Annotated in this window: 22 protein-coding genes; 10 read left to right on the top strand and 12 right to left on the bottom strand. The window is 66.7% G+C overall.

Annotation, left to right across the window (positions count from 1 at the left end):
- Position 1 precedes the first annotated feature (1 nt).
- Positions 2-793 carry an exodeoxyribonuclease III gene (locus tag ACTIEY_RS06125; RefSeq protein ID WP_439518189.1) on the top strand — a complete coding sequence of 264 codons (792 nt, stop codon included), beginning with the start codon at positions 2-4 and terminating at the stop codon, positions 791-793.
- On the opposite strand, the gene ACTIEY_RS06120 is transcribed toward ACTIEY_RS06125, so the two are convergent.
- Positions 783-1739 carry a LysR family transcriptional regulator gene (locus ACTIEY_RS06120; protein WP_439518188.1) on the bottom strand — a complete coding sequence of 319 codons (957 nt, stop codon included), beginning with the start codon at positions 1737-1739 and terminating at the stop codon, positions 783-785. The two genes, ACTIEY_RS06125 and ACTIEY_RS06120, sit on opposite strands and share 11 nt — an antisense overlap.
- Here ACTIEY_RS06120 and ACTIEY_RS06115 point away from each other — a divergent pair.
- Positions 1731-2303 (top strand): pyridoxamine 5'-phosphate oxidase family protein, encoded by a 573-nt coding sequence (locus ACTIEY_RS06115; RefSeq protein WP_439518187.1) that lies wholly within the window; start codon positions 1731-1733, stop codon positions 2301-2303. The genes ACTIEY_RS06120 and ACTIEY_RS06115 overlap by 9 nt on opposite strands.
- Before the next feature lie 6 nt (positions 2304-2309).
- Here ACTIEY_RS06115 and ACTIEY_RS06110 read toward each other — a convergent pair whose 3' ends face one another.
- Positions 2310-3104, bottom strand: a complete 795-nt coding sequence (locus ACTIEY_RS06110) for an IclR family transcriptional regulator (protein ID WP_439518186.1) — start codon at positions 3102-3104, stop codon at positions 2310-2312.
- A gap of 206 nt (positions 3105-3310) precedes the next feature.
- Between ACTIEY_RS06110 and ACTIEY_RS06105 the strand changes: the two genes are divergently transcribed.
- Genes ACTIEY_RS06105 through ACTIEY_RS06090 form a run of 4 tightly spaced genes read left to right on the top strand, consistent with a single transcriptional unit; the run spans position 3311 to position 6610 of the window.
- Entirely contained in the window at positions 3311-3757 is a 447-nt protein-coding gene (locus ACTIEY_RS06105; protein ID WP_439518185.1) for a type II 3-dehydroquinate dehydratase, read from the top strand.
- Positions 3758-3804: 47 nt separating this feature from the next.
- Positions 3805-4794, top strand: a complete 990-nt coding sequence (gene dctP / locus ACTIEY_RS06100) for a TRAP transporter substrate-binding protein DctP (RefSeq protein ID WP_439518184.1) — start codon at positions 3805-3807, stop codon at positions 4792-4794.
- A gap of 8 nt (positions 4795-4802) precedes the next feature.
- Positions 4803-5312, top strand: coding sequence for a TRAP transporter small permease (locus ACTIEY_RS06095; protein WP_439518183.1), 510 nt, complete (start codon positions 4803-4805; stop codon positions 5310-5312).
- Positions 5309-6610, top strand: a complete 1302-nt coding sequence (locus tag ACTIEY_RS06090) for a TRAP transporter large permease (RefSeq protein WP_439518182.1) — start codon at positions 5309-5311, stop codon at positions 6608-6610. Before ACTIEY_RS06095 ends, ACTIEY_RS06090 begins: the two co-directional genes overlap by 4 nt.
- A gap of 3 nt (positions 6611-6613) precedes the next feature.
- Here the strand turns inward: ACTIEY_RS06090 and ACTIEY_RS06085 are convergent, their stop codons facing one another.
- Positions 6614-7084: a DM13 domain-containing protein gene (locus ACTIEY_RS06085; protein ID WP_439518181.1), complete on the bottom strand. Its 471-nt coding sequence runs from the start codon at positions 7082-7084 to the stop codon at positions 6614-6616.
- 74 nt (positions 7085-7158) lie between these two features.
- On the opposite strand from ACTIEY_RS06085, the gene ACTIEY_RS06080 reads away from it, so the two are divergent.
- Positions 7159-7794 (top strand): MBL fold metallo-hydrolase, encoded by a 636-nt coding sequence (locus ACTIEY_RS06080; RefSeq protein ID WP_439518180.1) that lies wholly within the window; start codon positions 7159-7161, stop codon positions 7792-7794.
- A gap of 20 nt (positions 7795-7814) precedes the next feature.
- Here ACTIEY_RS06080 and ACTIEY_RS06075 read toward each other — a convergent pair whose 3' ends face one another.
- A complete protein-coding gene (locus ACTIEY_RS06075) occupies positions 7815-8681 on the bottom strand; it encodes a M48 family metallopeptidase (protein WP_439518179.1) in 867 nt (288 codons plus the stop codon).
- A gap of 70 nt (positions 8682-8751) precedes the next feature.
- Between ACTIEY_RS06075 and ACTIEY_RS06070 the strand changes: the two genes are divergently transcribed.
- Positions 8752-10140, top strand: coding sequence for an AmpG family muropeptide MFS transporter (locus ACTIEY_RS06070; protein ID WP_439518178.1), 1389 nt, complete (start codon positions 8752-8754; stop codon positions 10138-10140).
- Here ACTIEY_RS06070 and ACTIEY_RS06065 read toward each other — a convergent pair whose 3' ends face one another.
- Positions 10141-11658: a class I adenylate-forming enzyme family protein gene (locus ACTIEY_RS06065; RefSeq protein ID WP_439518177.1), complete on the bottom strand. Its 1518-nt coding sequence runs from the start codon at positions 11656-11658 to the stop codon at positions 10141-10143.
- A gap of 86 nt (positions 11659-11744) precedes the next feature.
- Between ACTIEY_RS06065 and ACTIEY_RS06060 the strand changes: the two genes are divergently transcribed.
- Positions 11745-12461: a response regulator transcription factor gene (locus ACTIEY_RS06060; protein WP_439518176.1), complete on the top strand. Its 717-nt coding sequence runs from the start codon at positions 11745-11747 to the stop codon at positions 12459-12461.
- The gene (locus ACTIEY_RS06055; RefSeq protein ID WP_439518175.1) at positions 12461-13708 is read left to right on the top strand and encodes an ATP-binding protein; all 1248 of its coding nucleotides are present in this window, start codon (positions 12461-12463) and stop codon (positions 13706-13708) included. The genes ACTIEY_RS06060 and ACTIEY_RS06055 overlap by 1 nt, the downstream gene beginning before the upstream one ends.
- Before the next feature lie 305 nt (positions 13709-14013).
- Here ACTIEY_RS06055 and ACTIEY_RS06050 read toward each other — a convergent pair whose 3' ends face one another.
- The 7 genes from ACTIEY_RS06050 to ACTIEY_RS06020 all read right to left on the bottom strand — a co-directional run bounded on the left by ACTIEY_RS06050 (position 14014) and on the right by ACTIEY_RS06020 (position 23257).
- Entirely contained in the window at positions 14014-15957 is a 1944-nt protein-coding gene (locus tag ACTIEY_RS06050; protein ID WP_439518174.1) for a polysaccharide biosynthesis protein, read from the bottom strand.
- Between the two features lie 4 nt (positions 15958-15961).
- A complete protein-coding gene (locus ACTIEY_RS06045; protein ID WP_439518173.1) occupies positions 15962-16522 on the bottom strand; it encodes a sugar transferase in 561 nt (186 codons plus the stop codon).
- A complete protein-coding gene (locus ACTIEY_RS06040; RefSeq protein WP_439518172.1) occupies positions 16519-17472 on the bottom strand; it encodes a UDP-glucose 4-epimerase family protein in 954 nt (317 codons plus the stop codon). Before ACTIEY_RS06040 ends, ACTIEY_RS06045 begins: the two co-directional genes overlap by 4 nt.
- Positions 17469-18659 (bottom strand): glycosyltransferase family 4 protein, encoded by a 1191-nt coding sequence (locus ACTIEY_RS06035; RefSeq protein WP_439518285.1) that lies wholly within the window; start codon positions 18657-18659, stop codon positions 17469-17471. The genes ACTIEY_RS06040 and ACTIEY_RS06035 overlap by 4 nt, the downstream gene beginning before the upstream one ends.
- 5 nt (positions 18660-18664) lie before the next feature.
- A complete protein-coding gene (locus ACTIEY_RS06030) occupies positions 18665-20152 on the bottom strand; it encodes a heparinase II/III family protein (RefSeq protein WP_439518171.1) in 1488 nt (495 codons plus the stop codon).
- Between the two features lie 178 nt (positions 20153-20330).
- Positions 20331-22484: a bi-domain-containing oxidoreductase gene (locus ACTIEY_RS06025; RefSeq protein ID WP_439518170.1), complete on the bottom strand. Its 2154-nt coding sequence runs from the start codon at positions 22482-22484 to the stop codon at positions 20331-20333.
- Positions 22481-23257: an AglZ/HisF2 family acetamidino modification protein gene (locus ACTIEY_RS06020; RefSeq protein WP_439518169.1), complete on the bottom strand. Its 777-nt coding sequence runs from the start codon at positions 23255-23257 to the stop codon at positions 22481-22483. Before ACTIEY_RS06020 ends, ACTIEY_RS06025 begins: the two co-directional genes overlap by 4 nt.
- Positions 23258-23260: the final 3 nt, after the last annotated feature.

Here is a 23260-nt window from a genome sequence, read left to right as displayed (position 1 = left end):
CTTGTTCAAACTCACCAGCCTCAACCTCAACGGCATCCGTTCCGCCACCACCAAGGGGCTGGAGAAATGGCTGTCCGCGCACCAGCCCGATTGTATTTGTGTGCAGGAAGTCAAGGCCCAGGCCGCTGATGTGAGCGGCCGCTTCGAGCAGATCGCCGGTCTGCAGGGCCATTTTCACTTTGCCGAGAAGAAGGGCTACTCGGGCACGGCGATCTACAGCCGCCACGCGCCCAGCGATGTGGTGATCGGCTTCGGGTGCTCCGAGTTCGACGCCGAGGGCCGCTACACCGAACTGCGCTTCGACACGCCGCAGCGCAAGTTTTCGGTCATCAGCGCCTATTTCCCCAGCGGTTCTTCCGGTCCCGAACGCCAGGCGGCCAAGTACCGTTTTCTCGATCGGTTTTTCCCGCACTTGCAGGCGCTCAAGGGCCAGCGGGAATTCATCCTCTGTGGCGACGTGAACATCGCGCACCAGCAGGCCGATTTGAAGAACTGGCGCAGCAACCAGAAGAACAGCGGCTTTCTCCCCGAAGAGCGCGCCTGGATGACCACCCTCATCGAACAGGGCGGCCTGATCGACGTCTACCGCCGCCTGCAACCCGACACCACCGACGCCTGCTACACGTGGTGGAGCAACCGGGGCCAGGCCTACGCGAACAACGTGGGGTGGCGGCTCGACTACCACCTCGCCACCCCGGCGATGGCCGCCCTCGCGCGCAGCGAGCACATCTACAAGGACGTGAAGTTCAGCGACCACGCCCCCTTGACCGTGACCTACGACTTCAGTCTGTAGGTGCGGCGACGGCCCGCATGAGGGTTTCGACCTCGGCCAGACGCTGTTGCAACCGCGGTGCCGCGAAGTCCAGCAGCGCACGCAACTTCAGGGGTATCAACCGTTTGCCGGGATGCACCAGGCTCACCGGCAGCGGTTCGCCGTCGTAGGCCGTCAGCACCGGCACCAGTCGTCCGGATGCCAGGTGCGGAGCGACCTGGTAGCTGGTGGCCTGCACCAGCCCGAGGCCGGCGATCGCGGCCTGCAAAGCCGACTCTGGCGTGGTGGTGGACGCGCGCACGCGGACCGGCACCTGGCGCACCACGGGGCTGCCACCCTCGCGCGAGGTCATGGCCCAGCTTCCGGGCGGCCCCAGTCCCGTCCAGCTGATGCAGTCGTGCACGGCCAGCGCCGCGAGATCCTTCGGCGTCCCGCGGGCCTCCAGGTAGGCGGGCGCTGCACACACCACGACCCGGATGGCGCCCACCTCGCGCGCCACCAGGCTGCTGTCGGCCAGGATGCCGATGCGCAACGCACAGTCCACATGCTCTTCCACCAGTGGAAGCACGCGGTCTGCCAGCTGCAGATGGACGTTGACCTGCGCGTACGCGCGCAGAAATTCGTGCACGACGGGCTGCAGGTGTTGCTGGCCGAACCCGATCGGCGCGGTCATCACCAGGTCGCCTTTGGGCTGCTGGTATTCGCCGGTCACGTCCTCGTCAGCGTCCCGCAGCGCGTCGATGACCCGGCTGCATGCCGCGTAGTAGCGCTGGCCACCCTCCGTCAAGGCCACGTGCCGCGTGGTGCGGACCAACAACCGCACCCCCAGCGATGCCTCGAGCAACGCGACCTTGCGGCTGATGGTGGCGACCGGTGAGCCCAATGCCCGGCCGGCGGCCGAGAAGCCGCAATTCGATCGGGATGAAGAACAATCGATCCGGCAACCCTGGAGATCGACATGAGCCACGCCTTCGCAGACATCACCTTCACACCGGCCGTGCGCGCGGCCCAGTCCCGCGACGGCAGCCGTGCGCAGTACGCCCGGGCGTTCGAGTCGGGTGGCGCCGTTCAGCACGCCCAACTGGGGCCGGACGAGGCCGTGTTCATCCAGGCGCAACGCAGCTTCTACATGGCCACGGTCTCCGAGACGGGCTGGCCCTATGTGCAGCACCGCGGCGGAGCCCCGGGCTTTCTGCGCGTCGTCGACGCGCACACGCTGTCGTTCGCCGATCTGCCGGGCAACCGGCAGTTCATCAGTGTCGGCAATCTTGAACATGAGGATCGCGTGGCATTGATCCTGGTCGACTATGCGCGCCGGCGGCGCCTGAAGTTGTTGGGACGACTGGCTGTGCTGGAGACGCCCGGTGCGGGGCGCGAAATGACCATCCGCGTCGAGGCCTTTGACTGGAACTGCCCGCAACACATTCCGGTTCGATTTGAAGCCGAGGACGTGCAGCGCGCGCTCCATGAACGCGACCAGCGCATCGTGCAGTTGGAGGCCTTGCTGGCAGAGCGGGATGCAGCGACTTGACTGGCGTCAACCTTTGCCCAGCGGCGGCCGCCCGAAGAGGCTGGAGGCGTTGCTGATCGGGCCCAGCTCGGCGGCGGCGTCCAGCAGCGCGGGTGCCAGTTCCTGCATGCGCGCCGGCGTCAGTCGGGTGCGCGGTCCCGCGATGCTCAGCACGCCGATGGCTTCCTTGCGACGCAACACCGGGGCGGCCATGGCGGCCATGCCGGGCGCGAACACCTCGTCGATCATGGCGTAGCCCCGGGCCCGCGCCACCTGCAGGATGTCCAGCAGCTCCTTCACCGTGGTCGGCGCCTTGGGGCCGTAGTCCCTGGGCTGGCCGAAACCCTGTCGGCTCACCAGTTCAAGGGCGCGCTCGTCGCTGAGAGTGAGCAACCATGCGTGGCCTGACGAGGTGCACGAAAGCCGCGCTTCGGCCCCCATGTCGGGGTCGTAGCGCAGGCCCACCTGGCGGGCGCCCTGCGATTTCGCCACCCAGGTCAGCCGGTCGTCGTCCACGATCGACAGGCGCGCCAGCTCGCCGGATTTCTGCGCCAGCCGTTCCACGATGGGCTCGGCAATGTCGACGATGCCTGCATTGCTCAGATAGCCCAGGCCGAGCGAGACCACCTTGGTGGTGAGCACGTAGTCGCCCTGCTTGCGCGCCTGTCGCACATAGCCGCGACGCTGCAGGTCACCCAGCAGCCGGTGACACGCGCTCAGCGGCATGTCCAGCTCCGCCGCCATGGACGCCAGAGGCAAGCCGTCGGGGTGAGCGGCCAGGTGCTCGAGCAGGGTCAGTCCGCGATGCAGGGCAAGGCTCATGGCTGTAATTTCATCATAAGGAATGAGTTTCCAATTCGGAAAGAGTTTCCTTGCAGGGATCAAGAATTCACCCCGTTGGTGAGCCCTGATGCGGCGAGCCGAGATGAAACCACGGAGACAGCGGATTGCGCAAGCCCCCGGGAGCCGACGAAAGCCGGTTCGGTGGTCCCGCCGCCGGTCTGTCCCCTCCAAGGACCCCACTTTCCATGACCGACACCGTCTACATCCTCAATGGCCCCAACCTGAACCTGTTGGGCGTGCGCGAGCCGCACCTGTATGGCAGCACCACGCTGGCCCAGGTCGAGCAGCTCTGCCGGCGCGTCACGGCCGAGCTGGGCCTGGGCTGCGAATTCCGCCAGTCCAACCACGAAGGCGTGCTGGTGGACTGGGTGCAGGAGGCGCGTGAAAAATGCGCCGCGCTGATCATCAACCCCGCTGGCCTCTCGTTTCGCTCCATTCCGCTGCTGGACGCCATCAAGACGCTGGACCAGCCGGTGGCCGAAGTGCACATTACCAACATCCACCGCCGCGACCCCCTGTACCAGCACTCGCTGATCTCGCAGGGCGCCACCGGCGTCATCTGCGGCTTCGGGCCCTATGGTTACGACATGGCCTTGCGCGCCGTGGCCCAGCGTCTGGTCGCGGCCGCCTGAAGGCCAGCCGGAAACCCGTTCACCCCCACCACTCAGGAGACACCACCATGAACCGCACAATCAACCGCCGCACCGTGCTCAGCGCAGGCGCCACGCTGGCCGCCGCCATGACCCTGCCGGCCTGGGCGCAAAGCCCACCCACGCTGCGCTTTGCAGCGGTGTTCTCGGACAAGGACATCCGCGCCGACATGATGAAGATGTTCGCCAAGGACATCGAGTCGGACTTCAAGGTCGAGGTGTTCCTGAACTCCACGCTGTTCCGCCAGGGCACCGAACTCGTCGCCCTGCAGCGCGACAACCTGGAGATGGGCAACATCGGTCCACAGGACATTTCCAAGCAGATCCCGGCCTGGTCGCTGCTCACCTCAGCCTACCTGTTCCGCGACGCCAACCACCTCACGCAGTTCTTCGCCAGTGACATGGGCACGCAGATGAAGAAGATGGTGGAAGACCAGCTCAAGGTGAAGATCCTCGGACCCACGTTCTTTGGCACGCGCCAGGTGGGCCTCAAGCCCAAGAAGAAGATCAACGTGCCAGCCGATCTGGCCGGCGTGAAACTGCGCATGCCGCCGGGCGACAGCTGGCAGCTGCTGGGCCGTTCGATCGGCGCCAACCCCACGCCGATGGCCTACGCCGAAACGTACACCGGCCTGCAGACCGGCTCCATCGACGGCCAGGACAACCCGCTGCCCAACGTGCAGAACATGAAGTTCTTCGAAGTGATGTCGCAGATCGTCATGACTTCGCACCTGGTGGGCTACGACCTGCTGACCGTCAACATGAAGACCTGGCAGAGCATGTCGCCCGCGAAGCAGCAGGCTTTCCAGGCGGCCGCCGACAAGGCCATTGCGTGGAGCACCGCCGAACACCTCAAGCGTGAAGCCGAGCTGGCCGAGGGCTTCAAGCGCCAGGGCCTGGACGTGTACACCCCCAACGTGAATGCGTTCCGTGAACACGCCCAGAAGATCTACCTGGCGTCCGACGAAGCGAAAAGCTGGCCAGCCGGCATGCTCGACAAGATCAACATGATGAAGTGAAGCGGTTGATGCTCGGCACCCTCGCCTCCAGGCTGCGCGGCTTTGCCAACGTGGTGGCCGCCGGCTTGCTGGCGGTCATCTTCGTTGCGTTCATCCTGCAGATCGTCCTGCGCTACGTTTTCAACTGGCCCGTGGGCTGGACCACCGAGATCTCCCTGCTGGCCTGGCTTTGGCTGGTGCTGTGGGGAGCGTCCTTCGTGCTGCGGGACCATGAAGAGATCCGCATCGACTTCATCACCGCCAACGTCAGGCCACGCGCACGCATGGCAATGGGCATGGTGGGCTCCGTCTGCGTGGTGGTTCTCTTTGCCATGCAGTTGCCTGCCGCCTACGAGTACGTGAGCTTCATGAAGGTCGAGAAGAGTTCCTATCTCAACACGCGGTTTGACGTGCTCTTTTCCATCTACATCGTCTTCTCGGTGGCGGTCATTGCCCGCAACCTCTGGAACATCGTGCAGCTGCTCCGGGGCAAGGACCCGGCCGCAGATGCGCCCCTCACCTCCGGTTCTGCACTGTGAACTTCACCAGCCCGTTTTCCCTGGCACTGGGAACCATCCTTGTGCTCAGCCTGCTCGGTGTGCCCGTGGGCCACGCCATGATTGGCGGCTCGGTTCTGTACCTCTACCTCAAGGGCATGGACATGGGCACGGTGGCCGAGCAATTGCTCAATGGCACCTACCAGAGCTTCCTCCTGCTGGCCATTCCCTTGTTCATTCTCGCGGCCACCATCATGAGTTCGGGCAGCGTGCTCGACCGCCTGATGCGTTTCTGCAATGCCATCGTGGGCCGGTTCCCCGGCGGGCTTGCGCAGGTGAACGTGTTGCAGAGCATCGTGTTCGCCAGCATGTCCGGGTCGGCGCTGGCCGATGCGGCGGGCTCGGGCAAGCTGATGCAAGTGATGATGACCAAGGACGGCAGGTACACCAGGGGGTTCGCCGCTGCGCTGACCGCCGCGTCGTCGGTGATCGGCCCCATCCTGCCGCCGTCGATCCCCATGGTGCTGTACGCCCTGGTGTCGGGCACCTCGATCGGCTACCTGTTCATTGCGGGCGTGTTGCCGGGGCTGTTGCTCGGCGGCGTGCTCATGGGCCTCATCTATTTCTTGGCCAAGCGGCGCAAGTTTCCGGTAGAGGCCAAAGTGCCACTGCGCGAGATGCCGCGCATCACGCGTGAAGCCTTGCCCGCACTGATGCTGCCGGTGGTGCTGCTGGGGTGTCTCTACACGGGCATCACCACGCCCACCGAAGCGGCAGGCCTGGCCGCGGCGTACGCACTGCTCATCTCCGTGGTGGTCTACCGCAGCATTGGCTGGGGCGACATCTACGAGTCGCTGATCTCCAGCGCGCGCATCAGCATCTCCATCGGCATGCTGATCGCCGGCGCGCTGGTGTTCAACTACGTGATCACGGTGGAGAACATCCCCGCCACGCTCAGCACCCTTCTCAAGGGATTCGACCTCTCGCCGCTGGGCTTCCTGTTGCTGGTGAACCTGCTGCTGCTGCTCCTGGGCTGCTTCCTGGAGGGCTCCACCATCATTCTGGTGATCTTGCCGGTGCTGCTGCCCACGGCGGTGGCGCTGGGCGTGGACCCGGTGCATTTCGGCGTGGTGGCCGTGCTCAACATCATGATCGGCCTGGTCACACCGCCTTACGGCCTGCTGCTGTTCATGATGACCAAGATCGCCGACATCTCCCTCACCGAACTCGTGCGCGAGATGGTGCCATTCCTTGCGGTGATGGTGGGTGCGCTGGCACTGGTCACGCTGTGGCCGGACATGGTGCTCTTCCTGCCCAGGCTGGCGGGCTACTCGGGGTAGCGGTCAGCGGTACTGTGCGGCCGAGATGAATTCCTTGAAGGTCTCGCACCACACCACGACGGTGTTGTAGGCCGCCAGATCCACGCCGGGCGGAAGGGTCACAACGAAGTTCTCGAAGGTCTTGACGTCGCCCACGCGCAGCATGCGGTCCTTGATCGGCAGGAACTCGGCCTCGGTCTGCACGAAAGAGGGCGAAAGGTAGAGCTTGTAGTCCGGACCCGGCGCGAGGCGCCCCATCAGGGAGACCGACTGTGGTCCCACCGACACCGTGCCCTCGCCCCAGTGCAGCGCATCGCTGCCGGGGAGGTCGCGACGGAACTGCCCGGTGAAGCGGGCCTGCGTCGCCAGCGCCTTGACCTCACTCACCTCGGGTGCCGGCGGTGCAATGAGGATGGGCAGGAAATACACGCCCGCTGCAAAGCCGGCAACGGCCACCAGGGCGTGAGATGCGAGCAGGAGCAGGGCTTTTTTCATGAACGGTTTTTACACCAGCCCGGCAAAGCTTGCGCGCAGCCCGCTCCTAGAATGGCCCCTTTCAAAGAGACCTCATGCTGCGCTACCTCACCATCCCCGTCACTGCCTTTGCGCAGAACTGCTCGCTCGTCTGGTGCGACGAAACCATGGACGCGGCGGTGATCGACCCCGGCGGCGATCTCGATCGCCTGCTGGCTGAAGTCAGGCGCCTGGGCCTGAACCTGAAAGCCATCTGGCAGACGCATGCCCACATCGATCATGCCGGCGGCACAGCGGAGCTGTCGCGCCAGCTTGACCTGCCCATCATCGGACCGCACCCGGGCGACCAGTTCTGGATCTCGGGTCTGCCGCAGCAGGGCGCGATGTTCGGTTTTCCGCCCGCCGAAGCCTTCACCCCCACCCGCTGGCTGGCCGATGGCGACACGGTGCAGATCGGCCGCTGCTCGCTGGACGTGCGCCACTGCCCGGGCCACACGCCGGGCCATGTCGTGTTCCATTCGCGGGAGGCCCGGCGCGCCTTCGTGGGCGACGTGCTCTTTGCGGGCAGCATCGGCCGCACCGACTTCCCCCAGGGCAATCACCAGCAACTGCTCGACAGCATCAAGGGCCGGCTCTGGCCGATGGGGGACGACACCGTGTTCATTCCCGGCCATGGCCCGGAAAGCACGTTCGGCCAGGAGCGCAAGACCAATCCCTATGTCAGGGATTGAGCTCTACAGCTTCCAGGAAATCAGCCCTTGCGGGCCTGCTCGTACAGGCCCTGCACGCGCGGCACGTTGGCTTCGAGCTGGCGAATGCGGTCGGGGCCGCTGGGATGGGTGGACAGAAAGCTGGTGCCGGACGCGCCGCTGTTGGCCGCCATCTTCTGCCACAGGCTCACGCTGGCGCGGGGCTGATAAGCCGCGCGCGCGGCGAGTTCGAGCCCGACCAGGTCGGCCTCGGTCTCGTCCTCGCGGCTGAATTTCAAGGTGAGCAGCTGCGTGCCCAGGTTGGCGGCGATGTCACCCAGCTGGCCCAGCCCGAACAATTGCGCGGCGATCGACAGCCCCATGCCGGTGGCGCTGCTCTTGGCCACGCGGGCGCGCGCATGTTCGCGCAGGGCGTGGGCCATCTCGTGGCCCATGATCATGGCGCTCTCATCGTCGGTGAGCTTGAGCTTGTCGAGAATGCCGGTGTAGAAGGCGATCTTGCCGCCCGGCATGCAGAAGGCATTGACCTGCTCGCTCTGGATCAGGTTGACTTCCCAGCGCCATGCGGTGGCGCGCTTGTTCCACTGCGGCGAATGCGGGATGAGGCGGCGCGCGATGGTGCGCAGCTTCTGCACCTGCGGGTGGCCATCGGGCATGAGCAATTTCTTGGCGCTGGCCTCGCCCATCATTTGTGAATACTGCTTGCCCGCGGCGCTTTCCAGCTCCTCGGCGGGGACCAGGTTGCGCAGCGCCGATGCCTGCCCCACGTCCACCTGCGCGGCGGCGGGCAGTGCGGCGCCTGCGGCGGCCGCGCCCCCGGCCAGCAGAAAGGCGCGCCGCGCCGACCAGAGGTGGTCAGGGCGTTCGGTGGGCGCGTGGGAGTTTTTGAAATCGCAGATGAAGCACATGCGTGAATAATAGTCAAAGCCGGGCGTTTGCGCCCGCCCGAGCAAACCCTCCCCTCCCCCATCCCCGTTCATGTCCACACCTGCCTCTGGCCCGGCCCCTGCCGATATCGAAGCACCGCCGGCGCGGCCGACCTGGGGCGAGACCCTGCGGGTGTACCTCGAGCCGGCCAGCCTGCGCATGTTTGCGCTGGGCTTTTCTGCCGGGCTGCCCCTGCTGCTGGTGCTGGGCACGCTGAGCTTTCGCCTGCGAGAGGCCGGCCTGGACCGCACCACCATCGGCTACCTGAGTTGGGTGGGGCTGGCCTACGGTTTCAAGTGGTGCTGGGCGCCGCTCGTGGATCGCTTGCCCATTCCGCTGCTCACGCGCTGGATGGGGCGGCGGCGCAGCTGGCTGCTGCTGTCCCAGGTGCTGATCATGGCTTCCTTGGTGGGCATGGCCATGGCCGACCCGCGCACCGAGCTCACGCTGGTGGTGTGGTGCGCGCTGGCGGTGGCGTTTGCTTCGGCCACGCAGGACATTGCGCTGGATGCCTACCGCATCGAATCCGCCGACATCCGCCACCAGGGCGCGCTGGCGGCCACTTACCAGACTGGCTACCGCCTGGCGATGATCTGGGCCGGCGCTGGCGTGCTCTGGATCGCGGCGCGCGCCGAGGTGGCGCCGGTGGCTGCTGCAGGCGCTGCGCCCGGCGTGCTCTACCAGCAGGCGGCCTGGAGCACCGCGTACCTGGTGATGGCGGCGAGCATGCTGGTGGGCGTGCTCACGGTGCTGTTCTCGCGCGAGCCCGCGCGCGTGGCGCTGCCGCCGGCGCGCAACGCCGCCGAGTGGCTTCAGAGCGCACTGGTCGAGCCGTTTGCCGACTTCCTCAAGCGCTACGGCAAACAGGCGCTGCTGATCCTGGCGCTGATCGGCGTGTACCGCATCAGCGATGTGGTGATGGGCATCATGGCCAATCCGTTCTACGTGGACATGGGCTACACCAAGGACGAGGTGGCCGCCGTCACCAAGATCTACGGCGTCATCATGACGCTGGTGGGCGCTTTCATCGGCGGTGCGCTCTCACTCAAGCTGGGCGTCATGCGCGTGCTGATGCTGGGTGCCATCCTCTCGGCCGCGAGCAACCTGCTGTTTGCCTGGCTGGCAGGGCACGGCCACGACGTGGTGGCGCTCATCTTCGTGATCTCCGCCGACAACCTGAGCGCCGGCGTGGCTTCCGCGGCATTCATCGCCTACCTGTCCGGCCTCACCAACGTGCAGTACTCCGCCACGCAGTACGCGCTATTCAGTTCCATGATGCTGCTCGCACCCAAGTGGCTGGCGGGGTACTCAGGGGCGTTCGTCGACGCCTACGACTACCCCACCTTCTTCTTCGCCACGGCCTGCCTGGGTGTGCCGGTGCTGCTGCTGATCTGGCTGGCCACGCGCCTGGCCCCGGTGGAGACAACGCGAGAGCGCTGATCAGGCCACAGCGGCCTTCAGCAGGGCCTTGAGCTCGGGCTTCTGCACCTTGCCCAGCGCCGTCCTGGGCAGCGCGTCAACCCTTTGCCAGCGGCGCGGCCACTTGTAGCGCGCCAGCCTCCCGTCGAGGAACGTCTGCAGCGCAGCCGTCCATTCCCCGGTCTCGGGCCCCTGGAGCACCACCACCGCGACCACCACCTCGCCCCAGCGTGCGTCGTCCTGCCCGACCACCGCGCACTCCGCCACCATCGGGTGCTGCATCAGCAGGTTCTCGATCTCGGCCGGGTAGATGTTCTCGCCACCCGAAATCACCATGTCCTTGGCGCGCCCGACCACGGTGAAGCTGCCGTCTGGCAGCTGCCGCGCGAGATCGCCGGAATGGAAAAAGCCGTCTGCGTCGCAGGCGGGCAGGTCGGGCCAGTAGCGCGACACCACGTTGGGCCCGCGCACCAGGATCTCGCCCACGTCGCCCGGCACCACTGCTTGACCCGCGCTGTCTTCAAGTCGAACGTCCACACCCGGTGCGGGCCACCCGCAGGAGCCAATGTGATCCAGCGCCCGATCGGCCGCCAGGGCGATGGAGAACGGGCCGGTCTCGGTGCTGCCGTACACGTTGCACACCGGTACGCCGCGCGCATGGCAGGCCTCGATGAGCGGCGCGGGCAGCAGGCTGGAGCCTGCCCAGATGGCGCGCAGGCTGGAAAGATCGGACAGTGCCCATTCCGGGTGACCCACCAGTGCCTGCAGCGTGGCCGGAACCTGCAGTGTCAGGGTGGGCCGTTCCTCTTGAATGCCGGCCATCGTCGCGTTGGCGTCGAAACGGGTGTGCAGCAGCACTTGCGCGCCCACCGCCAGCGCAGGCAGGGTCTGGATGCAAAAACCACCAACGTGGAACAGCGGCAGCACGGTGAGCACCGTGTCAGCCGGGGTCATGGCCTGCACCTGCGCGGCGATGGCCATGTTGGCCAGCAGGTTGCCTTGCGTGTGCACGGCCCCTTTCGGCCGACCGGTGGTGCCCGAGGTGTACACGAGCAGCAGGGGCTGGTCGGCGGTGGACGGCTTCACAGGGGAGGGTGAAGCGCCTTCGCTCGCGTCCAGTTCATCGACCGACCAGCGGGGCGGCGCGAGCCTCTGCGCGGCCTCGGCCAGCTGCGCGTCGTGCAACAGCAGCACGGGGCGGCAGTCATCGATCAGGTCTGCCCACTCCGCCGGCGACAAGCGGTGGTTCATGGGCACCAGCACGCCGCCCAGCCGGGCCAGCGCCATCAGCAGCGCGATCTGGGCCGGGTGGTTCAGGCCCAGCCAGGCGACGCGGTCGCCAGCTTGCAGGCCGGCCCGCAACAGCCCCGCTGCCACCGCATCCACGCGGGCGGCCAGCGCCGGCCCGCTCAGGCTTGCCCAGCGCGCGTCGCTCGAAGGCCCGGCCGGATCAAACCAGCGCAACAGCGCCCGGTCGGGTGGCAGCCGGGACAGTTGGCCGATCAAGGCGTCGAACGAAACGGCGGGCGTTGGGGTCATTCACATTACTTTACGTGACTCGGGTGAGGCGTTCACACGCCGCTGCGAGCATGTTTCGTTCCCATGGACACCGCTACACTGAAACCATGACCTCTCCCTTGCTGATGATTGAAGACGATGCGCGCCTGGCGCAGATGGTGATCGAGTACCTGAGCCAGTCGGGATTCGACGTCACGCATGCCAACGACGGCGAACAGGGCCTGGAGCAGCTGCAGCTCGTCCAGCCCGAGTTGGTCATCCTCGACCTGATGATGCCGGGCATGGACGGGCTGGAGGTGTGCCGGCGCATTCGTGCGCTACCTGGTCAGGCAGCGCGCGTACCGGTGCTCATGCTGACCGCCAAGGGCGATCCGATGGACCGCGTGATCGGCCTGGAGATAGGCGCCGACGATTACCTCCCCAAACCCTTCGAGCCGCGTGAGCTGCTGGCACGTGTGCGCGCCGTGCTGCGCCGCCGCAGCGACCCGGGGCAGACGAGTGCCTCGCGCACGACGCCGGTGCTGCGCTTTGGCTCTCTCGACATCGACCGCGATGCCCGCACCGTGCAGGTGGCCGGCAAGTCGTGTGAGCTTACCTCCTACCAGTTCGACCTCCTGGTCGCCATGGCCGAGCGCGCCGGGCGCGTGCTGACGCGAGACCAGATCATGGAAGCCGTGCGCGGGCGCGAGCTCGAGGCCTTCGACCGCTCGATCGACGTGCACATCGGCCGCATCCGCAACGCCATCGAGGTGGACAGCAAGGACCCCAAACGCATCCTGACGGTGCGTGGTGTGGGCTACGTGTTCGCCAAGCAGCAGGACTGATGGGCAGTCTTTTCGGCTCCAGGCTGTACGTCCGGATCTGGCTGGCGGTGGTGTCCGCGGTCACGGTGCTCACGCTGGTGGTGGGCTGGCTGTGGCAGCAGGCGCTGGAACAGGACCGGGCCGAGCGCGATGCCCGTGTGATGCGCACCGTGGTGGTGAGGGATGGCGCGCGCGAAGTGGTGGGCGAGGCGCCGGCGCGCGCGGTGCGCATCCCGGGTGAGGGCTGGGAGTTCGAGGTCCTCATGAAAGACGGTCGCACCCTCTATGTGCTGATCCCGCGCTCGAACCAGGCGCAGAACAACCCGGGTCGGCGCGCCCCCGAATGGCTGCAGACGCCCACCGGCTTCGCCTGGTTGCTGGGCCTGGTGGCACTGGCGGTGGCCTTGGGCGCGTATCCCATCGTGCGGCGCCTGACCAAGCGCCTGGAGATCCTGCAAAAGGGCGTGGAGCGCTGGGGCGCGGGCGACCTGTCCACCCGTTTGCCCGTGCAGGGCCAGGACGAGGTGGCTTTCCTGGCTTCGCGCTTCAACGCCGCGGCTGAGCGGGTGCAGACCCTGCTGCAGTCGCACAAGAGCTTGCTGGCCAATGCCTCGCACGAACTGCGCTCGCCGCTGGCGCGCATCCGCATGGGCCTGGAATTGCTCGGGCGGGGCACCGACAACCCGGCCCAGCGCGCCGAGATCGCGCGCAGCATCGATGAGCTGGACCAGTTGATCGACGAGATCCTGCTGGCCAGCCGCCTGGACCTGCGCGACGCCAGCGAGGCGTCGGCCCTCGGCCCCAAGGAAGAGGTGGACCTGGTGGGGCTGGCGGCCGAGGAATGCGCGCGCACCGGCGCCGACCTGGACATTGCGCCGGGCGCGTCGCCCGCGCTCGTGCAAGGCCACGCCCGGCTGTTGCGCCGCGTGCTGCGCAACCTGCTGGAAAACGCCCGGCGCTACGGAAGACCCGTGGCGGTGGACAACGCCAGCGAGCCCGAGGTGCGCCTGTGCATCGCGGCGCCGGAGCCGGGCGCGTCGGGGCGGGTGGTGCTCTGGGTGGAGGACCGCGGACCGGGCGTTCCCGTTGCCCAGCGCCAGCGCATCTTCGAGCCGTTCTACCGCCTGCCGGGCGCCAGCGAGCGTGAAGGGGGTGTGGGCCTGGGGCTCTCACTGGTCAAGACCATCGTGGAGCGCCATGGCGGACGGGTGCATTGCGAGGACCGGCCGGGAGGCGGTGCCCGCTTTGTGGTGGAGCTCCCCGCCTGAAGGGTGTGCCGCCGGTCCCGGGAAATGTGCCGCTGGCCGACTGGCCAGATGGGGCTGAGTGTGCGCAGTGCCCTGAATTCATTGGGCTTTTTGGGTTTTATTACCCAGCCGAATTTCGTCAATTCCCACAAATGGGGGATGTTCGAAAAGCATGCGGCGACGCACAATCCAGCCGTTGCTGTCACAACTTTCATCTCAACAGCGCGGCCGACAGGCATCAGTCCTTGCCCCGTGTTGATCAAAGGTCTCCCAACGACGTCCCTTCAAGGACTTTCAAAAGCCACCGCAAGGTGGCTTTTTTTTGCCTAGCTGGTGGCATGTTCGCGCAACGCAGCGGGTGAAGACCGCACCCAGTCCACCACGTCGCCGGTGGGCTCGTACCCGTGCACGCAGACTTGCAGCATGGCCCGCAGCGTGACCACGTCGTTGGCCATCATGGCCTGGTCCAGGGTGTTGAGCACGTCCAGCAGCTCGACCCAGGGCAGGCAGTCTTCCAGTGCGCGAAGGATGCGCGCGTGCTCGGTGGGTTGCGCGTTGTCGCCGATCAGCAGTTCCTCGTAGAGCTTTTCGCCCGGCCGCAAGCCTGTGATCTGGATCTCGATATCGCCGCCGGGGTTCTGCTCGTCCTTGACCCGCAGTCCCGAGAGCTCCACCATGCGCCGGGCGAGGTCGATGATGCGCACCGGCTCACCCATGTCGAGCACGAAAACGTCACCGCCCTGGGCCATGGCGCCGGCCTGGATCACCAGCTGCGCCGCTTCAGGAATGGTCATGAAATAGCGGTTGATGTCGGGATGCGTGAGCGTGATGGGCCCTCCGCGGCTGATCTGCTCGCGGAACAGCGGCACCACCGATCCGCTGGAGCCCAGCACATTGCCGAACCGCACCATGGCGAACGTGGTGGCCTGGCCGGGCTCGGCCGACAAGGCCTGCAGCACCATTTCCGCCAGACGCTTGCTGGCGCCCATCACGTTGGTGGGCCGCACCGCCTTGTCGGTGCTGATCAGCACGAAGTGGCTGGTGCCCGCGGCCTGCGCGGCGCGGGCGCACACCCAGGTGCCCCACACGTTGTTGCGCAGGCCTTGCACCGGGTTGTGCTCGACCAGGGGCACGTGCTTGTAGGCCGCGGCGTGGTACACGGTGTCGGGTCGCCAGGTCTGCATGATCTGCGTCATGCGCGCTTCGTCCTGAACGGAGGCGAGCAAGGGGATCAGACGGAGGTCCGGGTAAGCCGTCTCCAGCTCCCGGTGAATCTGGTAAAGCGCGAATTCGGAGTTCTCCACCAGCAGCATGGTGCGCGGCGCGGATGCCGCGATCTGGCGGCACAGCTCGCTGCCGATGCTGCCGCCTGCGCCGGTCACCATCACCACCTTGCCGCGGATCAATCGGTGCAGCAGCGCTTCATCGGGCGACACCGGGTCGCGACCCAGCAGGTCTTCGATGTCGAGTTCGCGCACATCGCTCATCGTCACGCGGCCCGCGGCCAGGTCGGACATGCCGGGCAGCGTGCGCACGTGCACCGGGAGGTGGCTGAGACCGGACAGGATCTCCTTGCGCTGCTCGCGGGTGATCGAAGGCAGCGCCAGCAGCACGTCGGTCACGCCGAGTTCCTTGATCAGGTACTCCAGCTCCCCCGGCGCGTACACCGTGCGGCCGTCCAGGCTGTTGCCCTGAAGTTGCGCGTCGTCGTCCAGAAAGCCCAGCAGGCGGTGCTCGTTGCTGCGGGACAGTGCGGCCGCCAGCTGACGGCCAGCCTGGCCGCCGCCGTAGATCAGCACACCGGGCATGCGCGACTTCTGCAGGATGGTGCGGTACAGGCCACCCAGCCAGTAACGCACGGCCACGCGGGTCAGGCCCACGCTCACCAGCAGCAGCAGCGGCTGGATCACGCCCACCGTGCGGGGCACGCCGGAGACGCTGACCACCGTGAAGATGGTGGCGTAGAAGATGGTGTAGAGCGCCATCGCCTGGGCCAGGCTGATCATGGCGTTCCAGCCAGAGAAGCGGAAGATGGCGCGGTACAGGCCGAAGCGCACGAAGAGCGGCAGGGCGATGGCAATGGACCCCAGCACCGCCCACCAGTGTTCCGGTTGCAGGCGGACCCAGTGCTCGAGCCGCAGGCACAGCGCGAGCCAGACGGTGAAGGCACAAAGGGCGATGTCGACCACCAGCGCCAGCAGGCGCTTGGCCTCGCGCGGCATGTCCAGCAGCGTGACCGCCGCAATCCCCCGGGAATCCCTTTGGTCCATTTTTTTAATGGGCCACGCCGTCGCGGCGCAGCACTTTTGCCAATGTCATGAAGAGTATCCGCAAATCAAATGCCAGACTTTGTTTCTTAATGTATTCCGCGTCCAGCGCCACTTTTTGCGGGATCGGCAGCTCGTCGCGGCCGTTCACCTGGGCCCAGCCCGTGAGCCCCGGCACCAGTTCGTGCACCCCCAGCTCGGTGCGCAGCGCAATCAGATCGTCCTGATTGAAGAGCGCCGGGCGAGGGCCGACAAAACTCATGTCGCCGCGAAGGATGCTCCAGAGCTGCGGCAGTTCGTCCAGGCTGCTCTTGCGCAGGAAAGGCCCGATCGGCGTGAGGTATTTGCCAGGGTCCTTGAGCAGGTGCGTGGCCACGGCCGGCGTGTCCACGCGCATGCTGCGGAACTTGGGCATGCGGAAGATGCGGTTGTGGCGGCCCACGCGGTCGCTCCAGTAGAGGGCCGGGCCGCGGGAAGTGAGGCGAACGGCGAGTGCCACCAGCGCGATGGGCAGGAGCAGGACGATGCCCGCGCCAAGCGCCAGCAGCAGGTCGAACGCTCGCTTCATGGCGCCATCCCCGCCACCGCACGTCGCAGGCCTTCGTCGACAGAGATCGGCGGCGTCCAGCCCAGCGTGGCACGGGTGTGGCCGATGTCGACCTGCAGGCTGCCCAGCAGGCGCTGGGCCACGTCGCGTTGGCCCAGCAAGGCCGCGCCCGCCTCGATCAACCCCGTGGGCACGGGGAGCAGCCGGGCCGGTCGACCCGCAGCGCTGCCCAGGCGCTGCAACAACGCGGCCGTCGAGAGGTCTTCACCATCGCTCACGAGAAACGTCCCGTTGGCAGCGGCCGGGTGTTCCACACAGGTGATGAGCAGGTCCACGAGGTTGTCCAGCGCCACCAAGCTGCGTCGATTCGCGGTGACGCACCCCAGCGGCAGGGGGATGCCGCGGCACACGGCTTTCATCAGGCTGCGGAAGTTGGCCTTGACGCCGGGGCCGTACACCAAGGGCGGGCGGACGATGACGACTTCCATGCCGGTCGCTGCGGCGAGTTGGCGCAACCCCTGCTCCGCTTCCCACTTGGAGCGGCCATAAGGATCCATCGGAGGATCCGCCGGGATGGGACCAAACGGTGCACCAGGCAGCGTGGACTCGCCGTTGACCTTGATCGAGCTGACGAACACGAAGCGGCGCACACCAGCCTTCGCGGCCAGGCGCGCCAGTTGCAGGGTACCTTCGGTGTTGACGGTGCGGAATGCCTGCAGGGGATCGGAGGCAGTTTCCTTCATCACATGGACACGTGCCGCGAGGTGCACCACCACCTCACGGCTGTCGAGGGTCTCAGGCCAGACGAGCGATCCATCGATCGAGCCCATCACCACGGTCTGTGAATCGGGCTGGCCCGGCGCCACACGGACGGCCGACACGGTGTCGGGGTGGCGTTCGCGCAGCGCCTTTGCGAGCGCGCCGCCCACCCATCCTGTGCCTCCGGTCAGCAGGATGCGGCGGGTGCTCACGCGGGGCTCCCCGCGCCGATGCGGGCAATGTCGTCGGCCATGCGGTTCATGATGTGGGTGCGCCGGTATTTGTCCACGAAATCGCTGCGGTCGCAGGTTTGCAGGCGCAGCGTGCGAAAAGCGGCCACGGCACCTGCCGCATCGCAGGGGTTGAACACGGCTGCATTCTCGATTTCCCGTTGGGTGAACTGCGCCGGAAAACCCGCCAGGCCGGCCCAGATGGGCTTGCCGGTGGCGGCGTACTCGAACAGTTTCGAAGGGAGCACCTTTTCGAAGGCGGGCAGGTCGTTGAGGTGGACGAACAGCACGTCGGCCTGGTCGTAGAGCGTGATCAGCTCCGCGCGTTTCACCGGCGCGAGCATCGTCACGGTTGGCCGAGGCAGGGCAGCCAGCGCCTCTTGAAGTTGAACGCGCCTTCCTCCATCGCCGACTACGGTGAACCGCACCTCATCACCCAGTTGCCGGGCCAGCGCAGGAAGGATGTGATGGAGGCCCTGCCCTTCGCCCAGGTTGCCGGCGTAGAGCACATGCACCGGGCCGGTTGCCTTGTGCTCCTGCGCGTGCGGCACAGGGCGATTCTCGAGAAAGGCGTCGTCGACGCCGTTGCTCAGCACGGAGAAACTTCGCTCAGGGTACCGTGGCTGGAAATAAGGCAGGAAGCCGGGCGAGACGAGGTTGACCCGCGTCGCGGAGCGCACCGCCCATTGCTCCACGGCCGAGAACAGCGGCTTGAGGAGCCACGTGGCACGGCGCGGCAGCACGTCGCCGATGGTGTCGACAAAAATGTCGCGGATGTCCAGGTACAGCGGCGCCCGCCTGTTGCGCGCTGCCCAGGCCCCCAGCACGCCGGTCATCAGTCGCGAGGTGGTGGCCACCACGGCGTCCGGGCGTTCGAGCTTCACCAGCCGCCGGGCTTCCCAGGCAAAGGTGGCGAACGCGCGCGCCTGGTCGCGCATTCCGCTCTGGTGCGGCGGCAGGTCGATGCGGTGGACCGTCAGGCCACCCTGGATCTGCTTCGCCGGCGCCAGTGCCTCGAAGCTGCCGTAGCGATTCGGACGGGTGGTGATCACCGTGATCCGCGAATCCGGGCCGAGCCGCTCCTGCAGGGCAGTCACCAGCGCTTCCATGCGGAAGGAACCCGCGGACAGATCAGGTGGAAAGTAAAAGCTCAACAACAGCACGTGCATGGTGGTCACCCGGCGATCGCGTCGTTCCAGTGCACCTGAAACGCGCATCGGCGCGTTCCCCAATCCAGCACCAGGCAACTGTTGGCCATCACCACCCCGAAAGCGGGATGCCATGTCGATGCTTCCACGCGCGCCGCCCGACTGCCTTCTGCATGCCAGGTGATGGCGCTGCCATCGGGCAGGTGGCACGCGCCACGCCGGCCGTCGGCATCGACTTCGACCGACACCCCTGGGTGGAAATGAAAGCGCGATTGCGCGTGCTCGAAGTTGCCTTCGATCGCGTCCTCGACCAGGAGACCGTTGCGCTGCAAGCTCAGGCTTCGCGCATGCACGGGCCTGCCGGGCAGTCGGCGGTACCCATCGTGGCGCGCAGACGCATGCTGCTTGTCCCGTTCGAACTTCACACGCACGTCGTGCGGACGTGCGCGCCTGGCCACCCTGAAGCTGCCCCAGACTTCGCTTGAATCGTGCCCGTCGATCACCACCGTGCTGTGGGCAGCGGTGGATCGCTGGCGCGATCTTTCCCGGCCTTCGGCGTAGACTGAGGTCCCGGAATTGACGATGACGCGCGTGAGGCCCAGCGACAGTTCCAGGCTCAGGGTGTCCGCATGCGCATGCGCGGGCAAGTAGTCCGGGCCCACCGGCGCGGCGTCGAACAACACCACTGCTTCGCCCTGTTGCAGACGGATGTAGCCACTGACTTCCAGGTGCGTGGCCTCGGGAGCTGGGGTGGGTGGCAAGCCGAGGCGCTGTGCATACGCATCGAGCTCCTGCACCGAAGGAGCGATGTCTGCGGCGGTGTCGTTGAAGAGGCCCAGTTCGCCACTGGGGTGGCTCATGGTGTGGAGCCAGGTGCCCATCCGCTCCAGGCGCTCCTGGCCCAGGTCGCAGCCTGCGCTTTCGGGCCAGCCTGCATCGTGCGTGAAGCACTGGCGCAGGTTGCGCAGATCGAGCATGTCTTCATAGGCCAGGGCGTGGTACATCGGCGACCGTTCGAACTGGCCCCCGTCCGACAGGATCTGTTCGGGAATTTCGCCACGTAGGATGTCAAAGCCAGTGCGCCGCCAGGCAGCGGCCTCGTCACCAGAGAAATAGGCGCCCGCAAACACCAGTGCCTTGGCATTCACGAAGAGGTGGTTGCCCAGCAGGTGCGTCTCCAGCCGACGCGCGAGCCAGCGAACCTGCAGGGCCAGGCTGTCGAGGAACACGGGGTCTGGCTCACGGTGCCGGAGCGACCATTTGATCCAGTTCACGATGCGCAGCGACGTGGGATACGACTCCCAGCCCGTGCCGGTACCCGGTGGGTTCTGCGCGATCCAGCTCGCCACGATGTCTCGGTGCCAGTCCAGCCGCGAATCTGCCTCCAGGGCATTGAGGTCGTCGAAGTAGTGCTGGTTGTATCGCCAGAGCTTCTCCTCCCCGGGTCCGTCCCAGCCGATCTGCTCCAGGTCGCCGGCGCGGTTCAGGAAGACGAAACACCCTGGCTGGGTCATGCTGGGCTTGCGCCGGGCGGGGGCCGCCCAGTCGCCTGCCGGCGCGCGTGGCGGTGCGGGTGCTGGCGATGGCGGGCGCGGCGTGTGCCAGCGATGGGCAAGGCGACCCCATATCTGCGGCGATCGCAGATGGCGCAAGGTTTCCCAGTAGCGGCGGACTTTCTGAAAGGACGACATGTCAGACCGTGCGCGCATCCCCGCCGGCCTGCATCTGCCCGGCCGCCTCGATGGTCCTGCGGGCCACTTCCAGGATCTGGTCCTGCGGGATCGGTGCCTGCCCTTCGCGCCACGAAGCCAGGAAACTCGCCACGCAGCCGTTCTGGCCCTTGTCCTGGCGCCAGCTCCTCAGGGTGCCGAAGCCCGGCCAGCCGTAGCCCTTGAGGGATCGAAAGTTGTCGATCTGCAGGACGCGGCCTGCCGCAAAGGCCTCGATGCGTTCCTTGGGGTAGGCCGCCGAGCCGTTCGCCAGGTAGTTGATGCTGCCCAGCGAACCGTCTTCGAACTCCAGCGTCAGGGTGAACGTGTCGCGGGTGATCGCCTTGCCGGCGCGAACGCCCATGCCGGTGGCGCGGATGGCTGCAATCGGGTGTCCGGCCAGGAATCGGAGCAGGTCGATGAAGTGGCAGGCTTCACCAATCAGGCGACCGCCGCCGACCTCCAGATCCTGCGTCCAGTGTTCGGCGGGGATGCGCCCGGCATTGACGGTGACCACGAACGACTTGGGCTCGTGCACGGTGTCCAGCAGCGATTTGAGTTTCACCACGTGTGGCGAGAAACGGCGGTTGAACCCCACCATCAAGACGCTGCGCCCGGGGTCTGGTCGAGCCTGAAGCGCGTCTTCGATGCCGTCGAGTTCGGACAGGGTCAGGCACAACGGCTTTTCGACGAACACCGACTTGCCGGCCTGCAATGCCCGCGTGACCAGAGACGCATGGCTGTCGTGGCGCGAGGCGATCACGACGACGTTGATCTCGGGGTTGTCCAGCATGGCCTGCACGTCGGTGGACGCAACCTCGAAGCCGGACTTGCGCCCATGCACCACGGCGCTGACGCCACCAGACGAGCAGATGGTGTGCAAGCGGGCATGGGCCGCCACGAAGGCGGGTATCAGCACGCGGGCGCCGTAGTTGCCTGCGCCGATGAAACCCACGACGGGTGCACCGTCCCGCGGGGCGGCGGGCGGCTGCGCCACCTGAATGCGGGTTTGCAGGCGTGTGGCGGGGTCCGACGCATAGTCCAGCAACATGCCCAGCACGGTCCGGTCGTGGGTGAGCGCCGCGTAGGCTGCCGGCGCGTCTTCAAACGCAAACCGGTGAGAGATCAAGGGCTCGACCTGCAGCTTGCCGCTGGCCATGAGGTCGAGCACGGCGTCGAAGTTGCGCTGCTCGGTCCAGCGGACGAAGGGCAGGGGGTAGTCGTGCCCTTGTTGTTCGTACACCGGGTCGTACCGTCCCGGGCCATAGGAGCAGCTGACCTGGAAGCTGAGTTCCTTGTTGTAGAAATCCGCGCGGTTGAGTTCCAGCCCCGTCACCCCGACCAGCACGATGCGTCCCCGCTTTCGGCTCATGCGCGCGGCCTGCGTCACCGGGTCGTTCGACGAGGTGGAGGCCGTGATGAGCACGGCGTCGATGCCCTGTCCGCGGCTGAAGGCCATGCCCGCCGCGATGGGGTCTTCCCCTGCCCCGGCGTTGCAGGTCTCGGCGCCGAAGCCGCGCGCGAGGGCGAGCTTGCTGTCGTCCAGATCAATGGCGAGCACGCGGCAGCCCTGGGCCACGAGCAGCTGGATCGTCATGAGGCCGATGAGACCCGCGCCGATCACCGCCACCGATTCACCCAGCGTTGGTTGCGCCAGGCGGATGCCCTGCAGGCCGATGCTGGAGAGAACGACGAACGCAGCCTGGTCATCGCTCACGCCGTCGGGAATGCGGGCGCACAGGTTCCTCGGCACCACCGCCATGTCTGCGTGCGGACCGTTGGACACCACCCGGTCGCCCACCTGGAAGCCGTCGACGCCTGCGCCCAGCGCGTGCACCACGCCCACATGGCAATAGCCCAGCGGGATCGGTTGCCCGAGCTTCGAACGCACGGCCTCCACCGTGGTCAGCAGTCCGTCGGTCCGCACCTTGTCGAGCACCTGCTTCACCTTCTCGGGCTGCTGTCGCGCCTTGTCGAGGTACGAGGCCCGGCCGAAATCCACCAGCATGCGTTCGGTGCCGGCCGAGACCAGGGTGCGCGTGGTCTGCAACAGCAGTTGCCCACGGCCCGGGCGGGGCGTGGGCGCCTCAACCACGCTGGTCTGTCCGTTGGACAGGTCTTGCAGCACCTGCTTCATGCGTTCTTCCTTGCGGCGGCCACCAGGGCGTCCTTGTCCACGCGGGACGGGTAATTGATCAACACCGCCCGGTACTTGCCCTTGAAGACAAACAGGCTGCCCGCGGCCGCACCGATGACGCCGAACTCGCTGATCAGCCCCGCCATGTCCGCCAGCGAGCCCGCACCGCCCAGGCACGTGATGGGCAACGACACCGCCGCACGCAATTGACGAAGAAGGTCAAGGTTGTAGCCGGTCATGCGACCGTCGCGATCGATGTCGTTGAGCACGATTTCGCCGGCCCCTCTGGCCTGCGCCAGGCGCGCCAGATCGAGCGGGCTGGTGGCCACCGGCCGCGTTGCGTTGTGGGTCCAGGCCTGAGGCTGGTTCTTGATCGTCTTCACGTCGATGACGACCACCACGCTCTGGCTGCCCACGCGGCTGGCGGCCTCGGCGATCAGGTCTGGCGTGAGCGCCGCGGCCGCGCCGATCGACACCTTCTCCACACCCAGGCTTACGAGCCGCTCGAACTGCTCGACGCTCTTCACGCCGCCGCCGTAGGCCAACGGCATGCGGCATTCGGCGGCCAGGCTGGCAATCAGCTTGTAGTCGGGCTCACGCCCTTCCCGGGTGGCGTCGATGTCGAGCACCACCAGTTCGTCAACTTCCTTCTCGTTGAAGATGCGAACGGCATTGAGCGGATCGCCCACGTATTTGGGTTGGTCGAAGCCCACCGTCTTGACGAGGCCGCCCTTGTGGACCAGGAGGCAGGGGATGATGCGCGGTCTGAGCATGGC

It is taken from the genome of Hydrogenophaga sp. (genome assembly GCF_051858985.1).
Taxonomy (GTDB): domain Bacteria; phylum Pseudomonadota; class Gammaproteobacteria; order Burkholderiales; family Burkholderiaceae_C; genus Hydrogenophaga.
Note: the sequence above shows the minus strand (reverse complement) of the source record. Positions and strands in the feature narration are given on the sequence as shown.